This is a genomic window from Streptococcus troglodytae (assembly GCF_002355215.1).
Lineage (GTDB): Bacteria > Bacillota > Bacilli > Lactobacillales > Streptococcaceae > Streptococcus > Streptococcus troglodytae.
In genome coordinates this window covers 127,413-144,893 of record NZ_AP014612.1, presented here as the reverse complement: position 1 = coordinate 144,893, position 17,481 = coordinate 127,413, and the positions used below count along the sequence as shown (strand labels likewise).

At 39.2% G+C, this 17,481-nt stretch carries 12 protein-coding genes and 1 pseudogene; 2 read left to right on the top strand and 11 right to left on the bottom strand.

Features of this window, described 5'->3' with window-relative positions; translation table 11 throughout:
- The first annotated feature begins 42 nt into the window (after positions 1-42).
- The gene (locus SRT_RS00760) at positions 43-1,413 is read left to right on the top strand and encodes an MFS transporter (protein ID WP_161940002.1); all 1,371 of its coding nucleotides are present in this window, start codon (positions 43-45) and stop codon (positions 1,411-1,413) included.
- Positions 1,414-1,559: 146 nt separating this feature from the next.
- Here the strand turns inward: SRT_RS00760 and SRT_RS00755 are convergent, their stop codons facing one another.
- From SRT_RS00755 to SRT_RS00715, 10 genes and pseudogenes are all read right to left on the bottom strand, one after another.
- Entirely contained in the window at positions 1,560-2,696 is a 1,137-nt protein-coding gene (locus SRT_RS00755; RefSeq protein ID WP_128832708.1) for an amidohydrolase, read from the bottom strand.
- A 248-nt stretch (positions 2,697-2,944) separates the two neighbouring features.
- Positions 2,945-3,934 (bottom strand): lipoate--protein ligase, encoded by a 990-nt coding sequence (gene lplA, locus SRT_RS00750; protein ID WP_128832707.1) that lies wholly within the window; start codon positions 3,932-3,934, stop codon positions 2,945-2,947.
- A gap of 105 nt (positions 3,935-4,039) precedes the next feature.
- Positions 4,040-5,407, bottom strand: coding sequence for a dihydrolipoyl dehydrogenase (gene lpdA / locus SRT_RS00745; protein ID WP_308417628.1), 1,368 nt, complete (start codon positions 5,405-5,407; stop codon positions 4,040-4,042).
- A 102-nt stretch (positions 5,408-5,509) separates the two neighbouring features.
- Positions 5,510-5,784 (bottom strand): annotated as a pseudogene (locus SRT_RS11220) (biotin/lipoyl-containing protein); the annotation flags it as partial.
- Between the two features lie 73 nt (positions 5,785-5,857).
- Positions 5,858-7,231 (bottom strand): dihydrolipoamide acetyltransferase, encoded by a 1,374-nt coding sequence (locus tag SRT_RS00740; protein WP_128832706.1) that lies wholly within the window; start codon positions 7,229-7,231, stop codon positions 5,858-5,860.
- Between the two features lie 99 nt (positions 7,232-7,330).
- On the bottom strand, positions 7,331-8,326 hold the full coding sequence (locus SRT_RS00735; RefSeq protein ID WP_128832705.1) for an alpha-ketoacid dehydrogenase subunit beta: 996 nt from the start codon (positions 8,324-8,326) through the stop codon (positions 7,331-7,333).
- A 149-nt stretch (positions 8,327-8,475) separates the two neighbouring features.
- Positions 8,476-9,444 carry a thiamine pyrophosphate-dependent dehydrogenase E1 component subunit alpha gene (locus SRT_RS00730; protein WP_128833998.1) on the bottom strand — a complete coding sequence of 323 codons (969 nt, stop codon included), beginning with the start codon at positions 9,442-9,444 and terminating at the stop codon, positions 8,476-8,478.
- A gap of 401 nt (positions 9,445-9,845) precedes the next feature.
- The gene (locus tag SRT_RS00725) at positions 9,846-10,400 is read right to left on the bottom strand and encodes an NADPH-dependent FMN reductase (RefSeq protein WP_128832704.1); all 555 of its coding nucleotides are present in this window, start codon (positions 10,398-10,400) and stop codon (positions 9,846-9,848) included.
- A gap of 79 nt (positions 10,401-10,479) precedes the next feature.
- Positions 10,480-10,908, bottom strand: coding sequence for a MarR family winged helix-turn-helix transcriptional regulator (locus SRT_RS00720; protein WP_161940001.1), 429 nt, complete (start codon positions 10,906-10,908; stop codon positions 10,480-10,482).
- Between the two features lie 226 nt (positions 10,909-11,134).
- On the bottom strand, positions 11,135-15,535 hold the full coding sequence (locus tag SRT_RS00715) for a PolC-type DNA polymerase III (protein ID WP_128832702.1): 4,401 nt from the start codon (positions 15,533-15,535) through the stop codon (positions 11,135-11,137).
- Positions 15,536-15,764: 229 nt separating this feature from the next.
- Between SRT_RS00715 and SRT_RS00710 the strand changes: the two genes are divergently transcribed.
- Entirely contained in the window at positions 15,765-17,174 is a 1,410-nt protein-coding gene (locus SRT_RS00710; RefSeq protein WP_128832701.1) for an MATE family efflux transporter, read from the top strand.
- On the opposite strand, the gene rpmB is transcribed toward SRT_RS00710, so the two are convergent.
- The gene (rpmB, locus tag SRT_RS00705; RefSeq protein WP_002263485.1) at positions 17,146-17,334 is read right to left on the bottom strand and encodes a 50S ribosomal protein L28; all 189 of its coding nucleotides are present in this window, start codon (positions 17,332-17,334) and stop codon (positions 17,146-17,148) included. The two genes, SRT_RS00710 and rpmB, sit on opposite strands and share 29 nt — an antisense overlap.
- Positions 17,335-17,481: the final 147 nt, after the last annotated feature.

Genomic DNA, 17,481 nt, shown 5'->3' with positions numbered 1-17,481 from the left:
TAAATATGAGTATATACTCATATTTTTAAAAAGGAGATCACTATGACTAAAAAAATCATGTTAACAATAGCCATGTGTTTAGGGATTTTTATCGTAATGTTAGACACTACTATTATGAACATCACCTTACCGGCTATTCAAAAGGGCTTGGGAGTAAAACTGGATCAACTCTCTTGGACCATCAATGTTTATACCATCATTTTTGCTTCCTGTACCATTCCTTTAAGCAAGATTGCTGATATTTATGGCAAGGGTCGGTTATTTGTCCTTTGCCTGCTGCTCTTTGGAATAGGCAGCTTACTGTCTGGGCTTGCTAATGGATTTTCTCAATTAATTCTTGGACGTATCATCTCCAGTTTTGGAGCTGCTATTTTACTTCCAGTAGGCAACAGTTTAGGGATTTCTTCCTGGGAGGTTAAAGATCGCTTTAAAATTGTTGCTGCTCTTGGTCTCATGCAGGGCGGTGCTGCTGCTATCGGCCCGACTTTGGGCGGTATTCTTACTGATACCTTTTCTTGGCACTGGATTTTCTTTATTAATCTGCCAATCATCATAATTGCAACGTGCCTCATGATTTTATCTTATCATTTTAAAAGTGAAGAAAAGACTGAGTCCAAAATTGATTTTGCTGGCAGTTTTATTTCAATGCTAGGCCTCTTTTTAGTGACATTGGGCTTAATTCAAATAAGAGATTGGGGAGCAGGTGACTGGCGCACTTTAGGCTGTTTGATAACATTTTTGCTTAGTCTCTTTGCTTTTATTATCCTTGAAAAGCATAGTAAGAGTCCGATGATTAATTTGAAGCTATTTAAGATTAGAGAATTCACAGCTTCAGCATTGGTCGCCTTATTAGCGCAATTCTTCTATATTGGTGTTATCGTGATTTTGCCAACCTTTTTTACAACCATTCAAGGAAAGACAGAACTTGATGCAGCCTTAATTTTACTGCCTATGTCCTTAGTGGTCTTTATCTGCGGTGGTTTAGGAAGTTTAGTTATTAACCAATTGGGCTCAAGATTGCTGGTTTTTGTGGGTTTGACCGCTATTTTACTTTCTTATCTTTTAATCGTCAGCATCAATCCAAATAAAGTGATGGCAATGGCTCTCACAACCTTAATTTTGGGCATTGGTTTTGGTATTATTGCTGGACCTGTCAATGTTTTAGCGGCATCAACTTTACAAGGTGAACTGCTCACCGCCTCTCAAAGCGTTATTGGAGTCGTCAGACAGATTGGCTCTGTTCTAGGCGTCACTGTTTTTATCTCAATGGTTAGCAATAATATGGCAAATTTAAGTCAATATAACCACTCCAGTATGGTAGAAGCTTACATTTCTATCTACAAAATTTGGATTCCTTGCCTGCTTATTTTCTTAGTACTTTCTTTCCTATTTCCAAAGAAAAACGTTACCTAGAAGGACTAACACAATCAAATTAATTTATAAGAAACTAAAATTCCCAAGAGCATAAAACAGCAGTCTTGGGAATTTTTTAATTGAAATTAAGCGATAAAGTTTTTTTTCTAGGGTCTATTTGATAGGACACATACAAAAGGTTCCTGTCAGCTTCTATAATATTCTAGTAGTTTAAAAGCATTTTCAACAAAATAATTGACAGCAGTCGGCAAGGCGTCATCTTTGACAATAAAATCATCATGATGCCAGTCTGGAGCATTATCAGCACCATTTGATCCAACAAAGGCAAAGACACCTGGGATTTTTTCCTGATAGGCTGCAAAATCTTCACCGCCAGTTGATGGCAAGGTTTCAATGACCTGAGCAAATGTCTTGGAATTTTCAAAAATAAGAGGCGTCAAAGTGGCATCATTATAAGTCACTTTTGGCGAATTTCCCCACTGAATAGAAACCTGTGCACCAAATTGTTCTGCCGTTGTTTCGACAATTTTGGTAAACTTATCAATAACGGTTAAGCGAATCTTGGGATCAAAAGTCCGAATAGTCCCTTCAAAAAATCCTTTGGCTGGCAGGACATTCCAAGTTGTGCCAACATCAATATGGGTGACTGATAAAACGGCAGAATCAAATGGCGAAACCGTACGTGCAACAATCTGCTGCAAATTATGAATCATGGTCGTGATTGCCAAGACCGTATCTACTCCTAAATCAGGACGGGCTGCATGGGCACTGATACCAGCCACAGTTACTTCAAATTGCTCGACTCCAGCCATGATTGCACCTGAGCGAAGACCAATCTGACCCGGTTTTAAATGCGGATTATTATGATAGCCGATAATAGCAGAGACACCTTCAATACCGCCCGCTTCAATCACTTGGTATGCACCCTGAAAATTTTCTTCAGCCGGCTGAAAGATAAAGCGGACAGTCCCTTTGATTTCTGCCTCTCTTTCCTTGAGAATTTGGGCAGCGCCTAATAAACTCGTTTGATGAAAGTCATGACCGCAAGCGTGCATGGCACCATTCTTGCTAGCATAAGCGAGACCTGTCTTTTCGATAATAGGCAAAGCATCAATATCAGCCCTCAGAGCTATAATAGGTTGACCCGATCCGATTTCTGCAATGACGCCTGTTTTTAAGGGATAAGCAAGAGGTTCAATGCCCAAATCTTTCAAATGCTTTTTAATGAATGCGGTTGTTTCAAATTCATTTTCTGAAATTTCAGGATGTTGATGAAGATAATGCCGAATTTCCCTCAATTTTTCATAAATTCCTTCTGACATCTTTTACCAACTTTCTCCAATTTAAAACTATAATAGCATCTCTTTTTAGCCTTGTATAATTTATTTTTTTATAAAATGCTATAAGAAAAATTTATAGCGATTTATCTATTAAAAGTAGTTGCATAAACGAAAAAAGACCTCTCGTTCACCAAATGAATTATTCCCTTAAAATTGGCAATAAACCTTTTCTTAAGGTCAGTCTCAAATGTGAAACGAGATCTTTTCAGATAATGCAAGTGATATATGATTTAGGCCACAATCGCTTTGGCCACTTCTTCCCTTGTCATTCGCGTGAAATAATGTGTTGTATCAATGGTTTTAAGTTTTTCTAGGACATCCTTATAATCATAGCGGCAGCCAACAAGCAGACCTTCAATATCGGCAACATCTCCGATACCAAAGAAATCTCCATAAATCTTAATTGATTTAATAACCGATTTTTCAACATTGGCATAGGTTGTAATCTTACCTGCGGGGTAACGGACACTGCGTTTTATAGTATAGTCTGGGGCAGTTCCATAGATCCAATTCCAATTGCCAAACTGCTCTTTAGCTGACTGCTTGATGCGTTCCAATTCTGCTTCTGAAAAAGTATATTCAGTCATATCTGGATTTTCTTCTTTAACTTGTTCAAGAAGGGCATCCCGAAATTCTAAAACGGACATCTTTTGAGGCAGTTCATCATTAATATTAGTCACACGCGCACGAACTGACTTGATGCCTTTAGATTCAATCTTATCCTTACTGACTTTAAGAGCATCTGCTAAGACAGATCTATCAACATCAAACATGAGACAGCCATGATGCATCATTCGTCCCTTATAGTAAGCTTGGGCATTGCCACAAAATTTTTTGCCATCAATTTCAAGATCATTACGACCAGTAAATTCAGCCTTGACCCCCAATTTCGCTAAAGTATCAATAACTGGTTTGGAAAAGGTTTTAAAATCAAAAGCCCCTTCATCTGCTTTATTGGAAATAATCGTATAATTGAGATTATTAAGATCATGGTAGACTGCACCGCCGCCTGACAGACGACGAACAATATGAATGTCATGAGCATCTGTATATTCTTTATTGATTTCTTCAATGGCATTTTGGTGTTTGCCAATAACAATGGTTGGTTCATTGATCCATAAAATAAAAATTTCATCTTCATCAAGCATTTCTCTAAAAGCATAGGCTTCTTGAGCTATATTAAAAGCTGGATCATTTGACTGACTGACAATATATTTCATTTTCTCTCCAAATTCTTTTAAAAAGGGGATAAAAGGAAGTTAAGCACGCAAAAATAGTTCCAATTTATCCTTTGTCAGATAAGGTTCTCTAATGATATTCCATCATTAGCGATGTTTTGGCGGGTTATGAATAGCTTCGCTAAGGACGTCTGCAAAGGCTTCATACATAACCTCTGAGAAGGTAGGGTGACCATGAATAGAACGCAGCAGCTCATCAACCGTCAGCTCATTTTCCATAATCGTTGAGGCTTCATTAATCATCTCAGCGGCTGCTGGTCCGATAATATGAACCCCAAGAATTTCATGGTACTTAGCATCTGCGACGACTTTGACAAAACCTTGAGCTTCATTAGAGGCGATCGCACGTCCATTTCCTGTAAAAGAGGATTTCCCAACTAAAACATTTCCATACTCTTGACGGGCTTGTTCTTCAGTAATACCGCACATAGCAACCTCTGGATGGGTGTAAACAGCTGCTGGTGTATATTTCAGGTTAGCCTTACGAACATTCCCCCAAATAGCATTTTCGGCAGCTACTTCACCCATACGATAGGCAGCGTGAGCTAACATCTTTCTTCCATTAACATCACCCGGGGCATAAATACCTGAAATAGAGGTTTCCTGATAGTCGTCCACTTTGATGCGACCGCGTTCAAGTTCCAGATTAAGATTTTCCAAACCGTTTAATTGTGGGACACGACCAATAGAAAGCAGTGCTTTTTCAGCCACAACTTCAGAACCATCATTGAGTTTCAGCGTTAATTGATTGTTAGCTTCAACGATTTCAGCTACACCAACAGAAGTCTTAATGGTCATTCCTTTCTTGGATAGAATTTTTTGCAGTTCAAGCGATACTTCCTTGTCCATAGCAGGAATGATACGGTCAGCCATTTCAATGACTGTCACTTCTGTCCCATAAGAAGCGTAAACAAGACCGAGTTCAATACCAACAACACCACCGCCCATCACAGCAAGTGTTTTTGGAATGTCACGAAGGTCAAGAATATCATCCGATGTTAAAACAAGAGGTGAATCAATTCCCGGAATATTAATACGAGACACTTTTGAACCTGTTGCAAGGATAATATTATGTCCTTTAATCGTTTCCGAACCGACAGTCACTGTCTTATCAGGATTAACCTGACCGAGACCATTGAAAATAGTCACTTTATTGGCTTTAAGAAGTCCTTGAACCCCACTTGTCAATGTTTTAACAACGGTATTTTTAAAGGCAACCGTTTTGTCCATGTCAATGGTATAGTTGGTTGAAGCAAAATTAATCCCACGGCCCGCTGCAATTTTGATGCCGTCAAGGATTTCAGCATTCTTAAGATAAGTTTTAGTTGGAATGCAGCCTTTATTTAAACAGGTCCCTCCAAATTCTGATTTTTCGACGATAGCAACCTTACCGCCCAATTGTGCACCGCGAATAGCAGCATAATAACCTGCAGGACCACCACCAACGACAATCATATCATATTCATCATCAGCAAGCGGAGTTTTTTGATCTGCTGGTACTGCTGACTCGCCTAAAGTATCAGGAACTTCAAGACCCGCTGCTTTAAGATCATCAGCTGAAGCTGCTGGTGCCGCATTTGTTTCAATCGCTTCACCAGCAGCACCAATATAACCAATGACCTCAGTCACAGGGACAACTTGGCCATTTCCTTTAACAATTTTGAGCAGGACACCTGAATCCTCAGCTTCGATTTCCATATTGGTCTTGTCAGACATGATTTCAAGGAGGATATCCCCTTCTTTGATCTCATCGCCTTCTTGTTTTTCCACTCGATGATTTCGCCTTCCTGCATATCAACACCGAGTTTGGGCATAATAATTTCGACTGCCATTTTCTTCTCCTTTTTAGTTTCTAATTTTATTTATAAGACAACCAAATGTATCTGTCAACAGTTAACACAAACCTCAAATTAATAATGTAAATGGATTTTCCATCAGTTTTTTAAGATCAACCATGAACTTAGCGCCGTTCATACCATCAACCAAGCGGTGATCAATAGTCAAGCACAGTGCCATGATTGGACGAATCTTAATTTCACCATCCACAACAGTTGGCGTTGGGATAGTTGCTCCTACACCCAAAATAGCCGAATTAGGCTGATTGATAATGGGGTTGAAAGTCTTAGTGCCAAACATCCCCAAGTTTGTAATGGAAAAGGTTGAACCAGACATTTCAGTGGCTTTTAATTTACCGGTCTGAGCTTTCTTAATGACATCCTTTGAAGCTACAACAAAGTCTGATAAAGTCATCTTATCGGCACCATGAACAACGGGTACTAACAGTCCTTCATCAAGTCCAACGGCAATACCAAGGTTAACAAATTGATGAAGTTCAATCTCAGTCGCGTCATTAATGAGTGAAGCATTGAGGTAACGATGTTCTGGTTTCATTAAGGTTTTTACGACCGCCAGACCAATCAAATCTGTGAAGCTAACTTTAAAACCTGTTTTTTCCATGATAGGGTCGATTAACTTTTTACGTAAAGCAATCATCTCGGTCATATCAATATCATAATTAAGGGTAAAAGTTGGAGCTGTCAGGTAAGAAGTGACCATACTCTTAGCCACTGCCTTACGCATGGCAGACATTTTAATGACTTCAACACCCTCTGGTAAGGCAGCTGCTTCTTTAGCAGGAGCTGACACATCTTTAACAGGCTGACCTGACTCAAGCAGGCTTAAGATATCTTCCTTGATAATTTTACCGCCAAAACCTGTTCCTGAGACACTAGCTAAATCAATGCCTTTATCTATAGCAATTTTCCTAGCTAATGGTGTTGCCTTAGGCTGATCTGCTTTAAAGTCTTCAACATCTTCCTTATGAATACGGCCTTTAGCTCCTGTTCCTGAAACTTGACTTAGGTTAACTCCTAAATCACGAGCCGCCTTACGAGCTGCTGGTGTTGCTCGAATCTTTCCCTTTCCTTGAGAAGCTGCTGCAACTGTCGGAGAAGACATTGCTTTTGTGTTTTCAACAGGTGCTGCACTATCTTTTTGAAGAGCTGCGCTTTCAGGAACATCAGCTATTTCAAGAACTTCACCTGCTTGACCGATATAACCAATGACCTCAGTTACAGGAACAACTTGACCATTTCCCTTAACAATCTTAAGCAGGACACCTGAATCCTCAGCTTCAATTTCCATATTGGTCTTGTCAGACATGATTTCAAGGAGGATATCCCCTTCTTTGACCTCATCGCCTTCTTGTTTTTTCCACTCGATGATTTCGCCTTCCTGCATATCAACACCGAGTTTAGGCATAATAATTTCGACTGCCATTTCATTTCCTTCCTTTTAAAGCTGAGAAAGAACAAAAGTTCAGCTTGTCTAGCGTAAACATCTGATCTTTCTCATTCTTATCTATTCACCTTTAATTGCCTATTTTTTATTGACCTGTTTATAGATAGCATCCTTAATTTTTGCTACATCTGGTAAAATGGCTGTTTCAAGAACATGAGAATAGGGAACAGGCACATCCTCAGAAGCGAGACGAAGCACCGGAGCATCTAAATAATCAAAGGCTTCGCTTTCAGTGATCACTGATGCTATTTCACCAATGAAACCACCTGTTTTATAAGCATCATTGACTAGGATAACCTTACCCGTCTTTTTCACAGAATTAATAATTAAGTCTTTATCAAGCGGAATAAGGGTACGCGGGTCAACCACTTCAACACTGATACCTTCAGCCGCCACCTCATCAGCAGCTTTGAGAACGCGTTCCAGCATACGACCATAAGATACAATGGTGACATCTGTTCCTTCACGCTTAAGCTCGCCTTTACCAAGCGGGATATAAAAATCGGGATCTAAATTGACCACTTCTTTTTTGCCATAAAGTGCTTTTGGTTCCATGAAAATAACGATATTATTATCACGAATAGCAGATTTGAGCAAGGCTTTAGCATCATTGACTGTACCAGGCGCAACCACCTTGATTCCCGGAATATGAGTTAACCAAGCTTCTAGTGACTGAGAATGCTGCGCTGCTGAGCCGATACCTGAGCCTGAGGCCACACGAAAAGTTACAGGCGTTTTAAGTCCGCCGCCAAACATATAATTGGCTTTGGCACCTTGATTAACAATAGCATCCATGGCAATCGTCACAAAATCCATAAAGGTCAAATCAACTATGGGACGCAGCCCAGTTTGAGCAGCTCCTACAGCAGACCCTGCAATGGCCGCTTCTGAAATAGGGGTATCTTTAACACGCTTTTCACCAAATTCGGCCAGCATGCCAACAGAAGTACCGAAGTCGCCACCGTAAACACCAACATCTTCACCCATCAAAATAATTTTTTCATCCTTACGCATTTCCTCACTCATAGCAAGGTTAATTGCTTCACGCAAGGCTGCTACTTTTGTTTCTGACATATATCTCTTTCTCCTCATTTTAATGAAACCCTAACAGCATCAGAAGACGACTGCATTTCTCGCTTGTCAATTTATCAGCATGTCAATCGCTTTGACAAGGTATAATTTATGAAATTTTATGCAAAAGGTCAAGGCTCTTCCTGACCTAGCTAATCTACCCAAACATCTTCAAAGGCTACAGATAGATCTGGTTCAGGACTTTCTTGGGCAAATGCCACCGCATCTTCAATTTCCTGAGCCACTTCTTTTTCAATCGCATCAAGTTCTTTATCTGTTGCAATCTTATTTTCCGTTAAATAAGTGCGGTATTTCTTAAGCGGATCTTTAGCTTTCCAAGCATCTACTTCCTCTTTTGTACGGTAAACTCCTGCATCTGCAGTAGAATGTCCGAACCAACGATAAGATTCTACTTCAACAAGAGCCGGTCCGTTGCCTGCACGCACATCATCAATGACTTCCCGCATTTTTTCATAAACGGCAATGACATCATTACCATCTTCAACATAATGTCCAGAAATACCATAAGCATCAGCACGTAAATAAAGATGTGGAATCTTAGTTGAATAATTAATATCTGTTGAGATACCATAGCGATTATTAATAATAAAGAAGATAACCGGTAAATTCCAGACAGCTGCCAAATTAACAGACTCATGGAAAGAGCCTTCATTAGTCGCCGAGTCTCCTGAAAAGGCTACAACAATATTTCCCGTATTATCATATTGCTGTGTCAAAGCAGCACCGACTGCTAAGGCATAACCGCCACCAACAATACCATTGGTCCCATAGTTTCCCTTTTCAAGATTAGCCAAGTGCATAGAACCGCCACGACCTTTTGAAGAACCCGTTGCCTTACCGGCTAATTCTGCAAACATAGCAGGAATGTCAATCCCTTTTGCAATGGTTTGACCATGTCCACGGTGATTTGAAAAGATAATATCCTGATCAGTCAAGCCTTGAATAGCACCAACCGAAGCTGCCTCTTCTCCTACTGAAAAGTGTGTCATACCTTGTACGAAACCACGACGAACTAATTTATTGAGTTTTGTATCGACATTACGAATACGCTGCATTTTTAAAAACATATCCAAATATTGTTCTTTAGATAACATTGCTATAATGACCTCCAAAATTTTTCTTGCTATTTTATAGTAGCTTATTCTTTCACAAAGTGCAAGAATTTTAACCGCTTTCTATAGCTATAGAAAAGGGTTTTTGCGGTAATAAATTATTTTATTCACAAACTTTTGTAACAGATGAAAACCCCATTATAACAGTCTTTTAAAAACCTAGAAAAGCAACTATCAGAAAGAACTCTCTTACATTCTCATTCACATAAAAAAGTTAAGACACAAAAAACACTTGAAGCTCATTGTTAAGAATGACATCCAAGTGTTCTTTTACAGTCTTTTAGTACTAGGCAGTAAACCGCAGACGTGAGGCAAGATGAGCTTGCAATCTCATAAAAGATAAACAAAATGACTTTATCCCGTTCAAATCTTTAAAGAATACCTTCTACTTAATTTTCGACAGCAGCCAATAAAGCATCTGCCTGAGCAGATAATTCTGCTAATTTTTCTGCTGATACTTCAAGAATACCTGTGCTCCAAGCTTCTGAGTTAATTGGAACACCCGTTAATTGATCTACCAAATGCATACGGATAAAAGGAAGTAAAGAGCGGTAATCCTCAAAAACTTCCTCTGGAGATGCTCCATTAGCAACGGAGGAAACCGTCACAATCTTATCTTGAAGCACCGAAGGTCCTGTTGGGTCTGATAAGTCAAGAGAGCGCGACAACCAATCAAGCAGGTTTTTGACAGGGCCCGGAATAGCATAATTGTAAACGGGTGAAAAAATCCAAATAGCATCTGCTTCTTGAACTTCTTCTCGTGCATGTGCCACCTCGGGATGTACTGACGTTTCTAAATCCTGATTAAAAAACGGGACACGATCATAACTTAAATAAGAAACTTGAGCCCGATCGCCAATAATCGTTTCTGCTTTTTTAGCTAATTGACGGTTGAACGATCCTTCACTAAACGAACCGACAATAAATAAAATTCTTTTTGACATAATGTCTCCTTATTAAATAATTTTATCACTAAATAGTAATATATAATTAGAACTATTACTAACTAAAACCTGTTCCTTTTTAAAGAGATTTAAACTTTTTCAACAGATCTATTAGAATTAACTGCTCCTCTTCTGTCATTACAGAAAAGGCGGCCTCTACCATAGCAATATGATCAGGCAAAGCTTTTTGAATTAATTGTTTGCCAACTTCTGTCAGACCAACAACCGAGGCTCGTCTGTCATCTGGATTTGGGCTCCGGTAAATCCAGCCATTACGTTCCATATTTTTAATCACAACCGTCATATTGCCAGACGTCGCCAGTATAGAAGCAATCAAACGACTGATGGTCATTTCTCCTTTAGCATAAAGAACATCCAAAACGGCAAACTGAGTTTGTGTTAAACCATTGTTTTTATAGCTTGGAGCAACTTGCGCATCAATTGTTCGCATAGCCTTACGAAAAACAACCATAGCTTTAACTGCAGGATTCTTATCTAAATCACCCATACAACTCCTCTCTATGACCATTACCACTTTTTATTTTACTACTAACTAGTATTATTTTCAAGAAAAATATTTTCGTTAAGCTGTAAAACAATCCAGTGAACTCTTACCCTCCACCCTCACTACTTAAGGAAAGCAATAAAAAAGAATCATTAGTTGTCGAACGAGCTTACTTGTTTTAATAAAATAAAGGTTAAGATAAAAAATTTAATCCTAACCTCCTACCCTATTAAAAGAAATCATCAAAAAGTGACAATTGATTATCTTCAGGCATACTGCCTAAAATTCCCATGTCGCTCATCTTTTCAACCAAAGTTGATGACAAACCACCGCGTTTACGCAGTTCTGTCTTAGAAAGAAACTCTCCTTCATTACGTGCTTTTACGATTTGTTTGGCAACATTTTCACCCAAACCTTCCAAGGCCACAAAAGGAGGTATCAGTGTATCGCCATCAATAATAAATTCAGTGGCATCACTGCGGTATAAGTCCAGCTGTCCAAATTTGAACCCTCTCTCCAGCATTTCATTGACAATTTCTAAGGTTGTAAAAAGATCAATCTCAACATTTGAAGCTTGGTTGTTTTTTCTCTTTTGACTAATATCAGCCATGCGTGCCTTAACAGCATCCAAACCAGCACTCATTGTCTTTAATTCAAAAGCCTTGGCACGAATAGAGAAATAAGCACAGTAATAATAAATTGGGTGATGGACCTTAAAATAAGCAACACGAAGAGCCATTAAGACATAAGCCGCCGCATGGGCCTTGGGAAACATGTATTTAATTTTTCCGCAGGATTCAATATACCAATCCGGTACATTATTCTCACGCATGGCTGAGATATACCCGTTTCGCTCTTCCTCCGAAATTTTCAGCCAAGCTCCTTTACGGACACGCTCCATAATAGTAAAGGCCATCTTAGGTTCCAAACCAGCGTGCATGAGATAAACCATAATATCATCACGACAACCGATAACAGTTGATAGCGTTGCAATGCCTTGTTTGATGAGATCCTGTGCATTGCCCAACCACACATCTGTACCATGTGAAAGTCCTGATAATTGTAAAAGCTCCGCAAAAGTCGTTGGATGAGTCTCATCTACCATTCCGCGAACAAAATTGGTTCCAAATTCAGGAATTCCTAGCATTCCAGTCGGTGTTCCAATCTCTTCCTCAGTAACTCCCAAGACTTCTGTCCCTGAAAACAACTTCATCACTTCTGGATCGTCAGCAGGAATTGTTTTTGGATCAATACCAGACAAATCCTGCAGCTTGCGAATCATGGTGGGATCATCATGACCAAGCACATCAAGTTTAAGAACATTTTCATCAATATCATGGAAGTTAAAGTGGGTTGTTTGCCATTCGGCTGTTAAATCATCCGCAGGATACTGAACAGGCGTAAAATCATAAACATCCATATAGTTTGGAATAACAACAATCCCACCGGGGTGCTGTCCAGTTGTTCGTTTGACACCAGCTGAACCCTGCGCCAGCCTATCAACTTCTGCATCGCGGTAAAACTTGCCATAATCTCTTTCGTAGCCTTTGACAAAACCATAAGCCGTTCTATCTGCAACCGTACCAACTGTCCCTGCACGAAAGGCGTATTCTTCACCAAAAATATCACGAACATCTAAGTGAGCACTCGGCTGATCATCACCTGAAAAGTTCAAGTCAATATCGGGAACCTTGTCTCCATCAAAACCAAGGAAGGTCTCAAAAGGAATATCTTGGCCATCTTTCTTGTACGGAGTGCCGCATTCCGGACAGGTTTTATCAGGCAAATCATAGCCTGAACCAACTGAACCATCCGTGATAAATTCAGAATGTTTACAGTCTGGATTGGGACAAATATAGTGCGGCGGCATAGGATTCACTTCTGTAATACCAATCATGGTTGCCACAAAACTAGAACCAACTGAACCTCTAGAACCAACTAGATAACCACGTTCGTTGGAGCGATTTACCAACATCTGTGAAGCCAGATAAATCACCGCAAATCCATTCCCCAGAATAGAAGTTAACTCTTTTTCAATACGTAAGTCAATGATATCCGGAAGAGGATTGCCGTAAATTTCAAAGGCCTTTTCATAAGTCATCTCAGCGACTTTTTCTTCAGAATGCTCAATAAAAGGCGTATAGAGGTCTGTCTTAACAACTTCAACATCTTCAAAACGCTCAACCATCTCATTTGGATTTTTAATGACAAGGTCACGGGCTAAATCTTCGCCTAAAAAAGCAAATTCATCCAACATTTCATTGGTTGTTCTAAAATGAGCCTTGGGAAGCGGAGCTGGCTGAGCATTTTCACCACGCCCAATAGGACGATTAATCATAGCACCCTGTCCCAGACTTCTAACAATAATTTCACGATAAATGTCGTCTTCTGGTTCCAGATAATGGACATCACCAGTTGCCAAGACAGGCTTATCTAAGCGGCGGCCAACTTCAATAAGATCTTTAATAATTTGCTGAATTCCTGCTTCGTCTTTGATTAATTCACGAGCAAGAAGAGGCTCATAAAGAGCCGGTGGCATGACTTCAATAAAATCATAATACTTGGCCACCCCCACAGCATCTTCAACCCCTTTTGAGAGAACCGTATCAAAAACTTCACCATCAGAGCAGGCCGTCCCCAGTAAGAGACCATCACGATAGTGATCAAGAACCGTTCTTGGTATTCTGGCCACACCTGCAAAATAAGTAACATTAGATAGACTGACTAATTTAAATAAATTTTTCAACCCTTTTTGATTCAGGACATAAATGGTTGCATGCTTTACCCGAGCTTTCTTGTAAGAATTATCATCAACAATTTTAGTATTAAGTTCTAAAAGATTGCCGACCCCATGCTTTTCTTTCGCCTCTCTAAGAAAAATAAAGAGCAGACGACCAGTTGCCTCAGCATCGTAATTAGCCATGTGGTGGTGCTCAAGCGATACCTGAAAGCGTTTAGTCAAGGGGCCTAACCCATGACGCTTGTATTCTGGGTAAAGATTTCGTGCAAATTCCAAGGTATCAATGACTGGCTGCGTAATTTTAGGCAAATCATGCCTTTCATAATTAGCATTCATAAAGCCAACGTCAAAAGTGGCGTTATGGGCAACTAAAACTGTATCTTGACAAAAGGACTGAAATTCCTGTAATACTTGTGAAATGGGCTTAGCCCCTTTCACATGTTGATCCGTGATCCCTGTTAAATCAGTTGTAAACTGACTGAGCGGGTGTCCGGGATCAATAAACTCATCAAATTGCTCAACAATATTTCCTTTGTACATCTTAGAAGCTGCAATCTGAATCAAATCATTATTGATGGCTGAAAGTCCTGTAGTTTCCACGTCAAAAACAACATAGGTCGCTTCATTCATATCCATGTCAACTTCATTGTAGACAATAGGAACACGGTCCTCAACAAGATTAGCCTCCAGACCAAAGAGAACCTTAATGCCATTCTTTTTACCTGCATGATAGCCATGAGGAAAACTCTGAACATTACCATGATCCGTAATAGCAATCGCAGGATGACCAAACTGAGCCGCCTTGGCCACTAACTGCTCAACTGTTGGCAAAGCATCCATAGTTGACATATTGGTGTGAGCGTGAAATTCAACCCGTTTTTCCCCTTGGGGCATTAAGTCCTTACGCTCTTTATGAACAATGGTCTTGACATTTTGGACATTCATGGTTAGGGCTTTTGTAAAAGGATTATTCTCGATATTGCCACGTACGCGCAACCAAGCACCCTTAGAAATCATGTCATATTTCTTTAATTCTTCATCATCTTTAGCCCACTTTTGCATCGGAAAACTGGAGGTATAATCCGTCATTTTAAAATTGATGATATGACGTCCGGTTCTTGTTGTCTTGCGTTCAACATCAAAAACAAGCCCTTCAAATGTGATGCGGTTTTCCTCAGTTTCAATTTCAACCATGGGTGTAATCTCAGCCTTTTCAAAAGCTGCTTGCCGCTCCTTGATGCGTTCTTTGAAATTAGATATGGGTTTAGGTGTTTCTTCAGGCGGCGGCATTGAAGCTTCTAATGATTTCTGAATTTCTAGCGTTTCTTGACTAGCCTTTTGAATTTGCTGCTGACGAGAGGATTCAAAATGATGTTTTATTTCCTCTGTCATTTCTTGATCAGATACAATATCAAAACTCAATTTTCCAAAACCAAAAGCCTCAAATTGCTTTTTAAGGTTAGGCAAATGATTTTTTCGAAAATGATCATTATTGACAAATTGCGGTGCTGAAATGAGAACTTTACCATCAGTATAAGAAACACTTAGATGAGAAAAAGAACTCTTAAAACTAGCACTATTGCAAGTCGGCTGCTTAAAAGCTTCTTGATAATAAGCCTGCAAAAGCTCATCAGAAAATTCAGCATTTTCTACCTCAATGTCAAAAACAGCCTTAATATCAGCTGTTTCAAAACTCAGCACTAATTTGCTTCTTAACTCCTGATAAAAATCAATCGGTAAGATGGTCTCAAAAGAAAAATGAAAATCCCAAATCCGACTCTCAGGATAAACCTTCACTTCCACAATATCAGCAGATGAAAAAACCCTTGAATTCTTCATTTCAAGCGGCATCTCAATCTGATCCATCAATTTTTTAAACAATTCCGACATATCATTTCCTCGCATTACTAAGACCATTTTAACATAATTCAGCAGGATTGACGACTAAAAGTCAGCAGGAAATTTAAAGCAGAATCTGCTGCTGACTGGCTTTGATAAAATTGTCTTACTGACAATTTTTTCCATATGATAGCAATCTTTTCGTTTATAATAATATTGTTCAATATTGTACGGATTGTATGGTTTTTGTTTTGCTATAGCGATTAAAAGGAGCAGATAAATGACGGACTTAACCAAAGGAAGTGAATTAAAAACAATCTTCTATTTTTCCATTCCTATTCTTTTAGGAAATTTATGTGAACAATTGTATAATGTGACGGATACTGCAATTGTTGGAAATCTTGTGGGTACAAAAGGACTGGCTGCTGTCGGAGCCAGTACCCAAATCGTTACACTGACCGTTGCTCTTTCAACAGGAGTTTCCATTGGGGCCAGCGTGTTAATATCTCAACTTTATGGAGCAAAGCATTTCCAAAAAATGAAAAGCGTTCTGGATACCAACTTGATGTTCACAAGTATACTGGCCTTTGTGTTAACCTTTTTCGGTATCTACTATGCAAGCCCTTTTTTAAAGCAGTTAAATGTTCCACAGCCTTTATTACCTGAGGCTAATGGCTATTTAAAAATTATTTTGTTGGGCTTGGTCCCGCTTTTTGCTTACAATACTTTAGCGAATGGTTTAAGAGGGATAGGAGATTCTAAAACACCAACTTTCATTTTAATCAGTTCGATCTGTCTGAATGCTTTTTTGGACATTATTTTCATCGCCGTTTTTCACCAAGGCAGTGCTGGAGCTGCTATGGCCACAGTGTTCGCTCAACTTTTTTCTTTTCTTGTCTGTTTAATTTATATGAAAAAGAAATATCCCCAATTATCGCCTGACTTGTTCCATTTAAAATGGCAGCTTAAAACATTACAAAAATCTTTAGCTATCGGTCTTCCCGCCATGATGCAACAGGTTTTCATTAGTTTTGGCTTTCTTGTCATTCAATTTCTTGTCAACAGCTTTGGAACAAGTGCCATTGCTGCTTACACAGCTGCTTCTAAGGTTGACTCTTTTGCAGAAATGCCCGCTGTTAATCTTGGACAAGCCTTAATGAATTTCACAGCTCAAAATGAAGGTGCTGGAAAAGAAAAGCGGATTACAAAAGGAGGCAATCATACCTTGCTTTTTTCAATAAGTTTATCGGTTAGCATATCTGTTATCATTTATATTTTCGCTCCAATCCTCATTTCTATTTTTAACCGCGATGCAACCGTTGTGCAGATCGGTCAGCAATACCTACACATCGTATCAGTCTTTTATCCCATTTTCGGAGCTATGCAAGTTCTTAATGGCATTCTGTTAGGTTATGGAAAGTCACTTCTTCCTTTAATGGCTTCTATCACAACTTTCTGTATTCTTCAAGTACCTTTAGCTGTTTTACTCTCGCACACTTCATTAGGCTTCAATGGCATTTGGATGGCTGCTCCTTTTGGCTGGACAGCAGGATTTTTGATGCGCTTAATCTATTTCAGATACCTTTTAAAAAGAAAAAGCAAGATTAAGCATAACAGAAGTATAAACAAACCAACAAAAAAAGCCCGCAGGCTCTTTACATTTATACACGCTCAACTTTACCAGACTTAAGAGCACGAGCTGAAGCCCAAACTTTTTTAGGTTTACCGTCAATAAGAACAGTTACCTTTTGAAGATTTGGTTTTGCAACACGTTTTGTTTTGTTCATCGCATGTGAACGGTTATTTGCTGATACAGTTTTACGTCCTGTAAAATAACATACTTTAGCCATTTAACTGTTTTCCTCCTACTTAGTTTAAGGTGAATTCACCACATACTTTAGCATTATAGCAAAATAAAAACCATTTGACAATAGCTGCTAAAGTATAACCACGCCAATCGCATGAAAAATCTGCCAATGTTTAATGACCCTACTGAC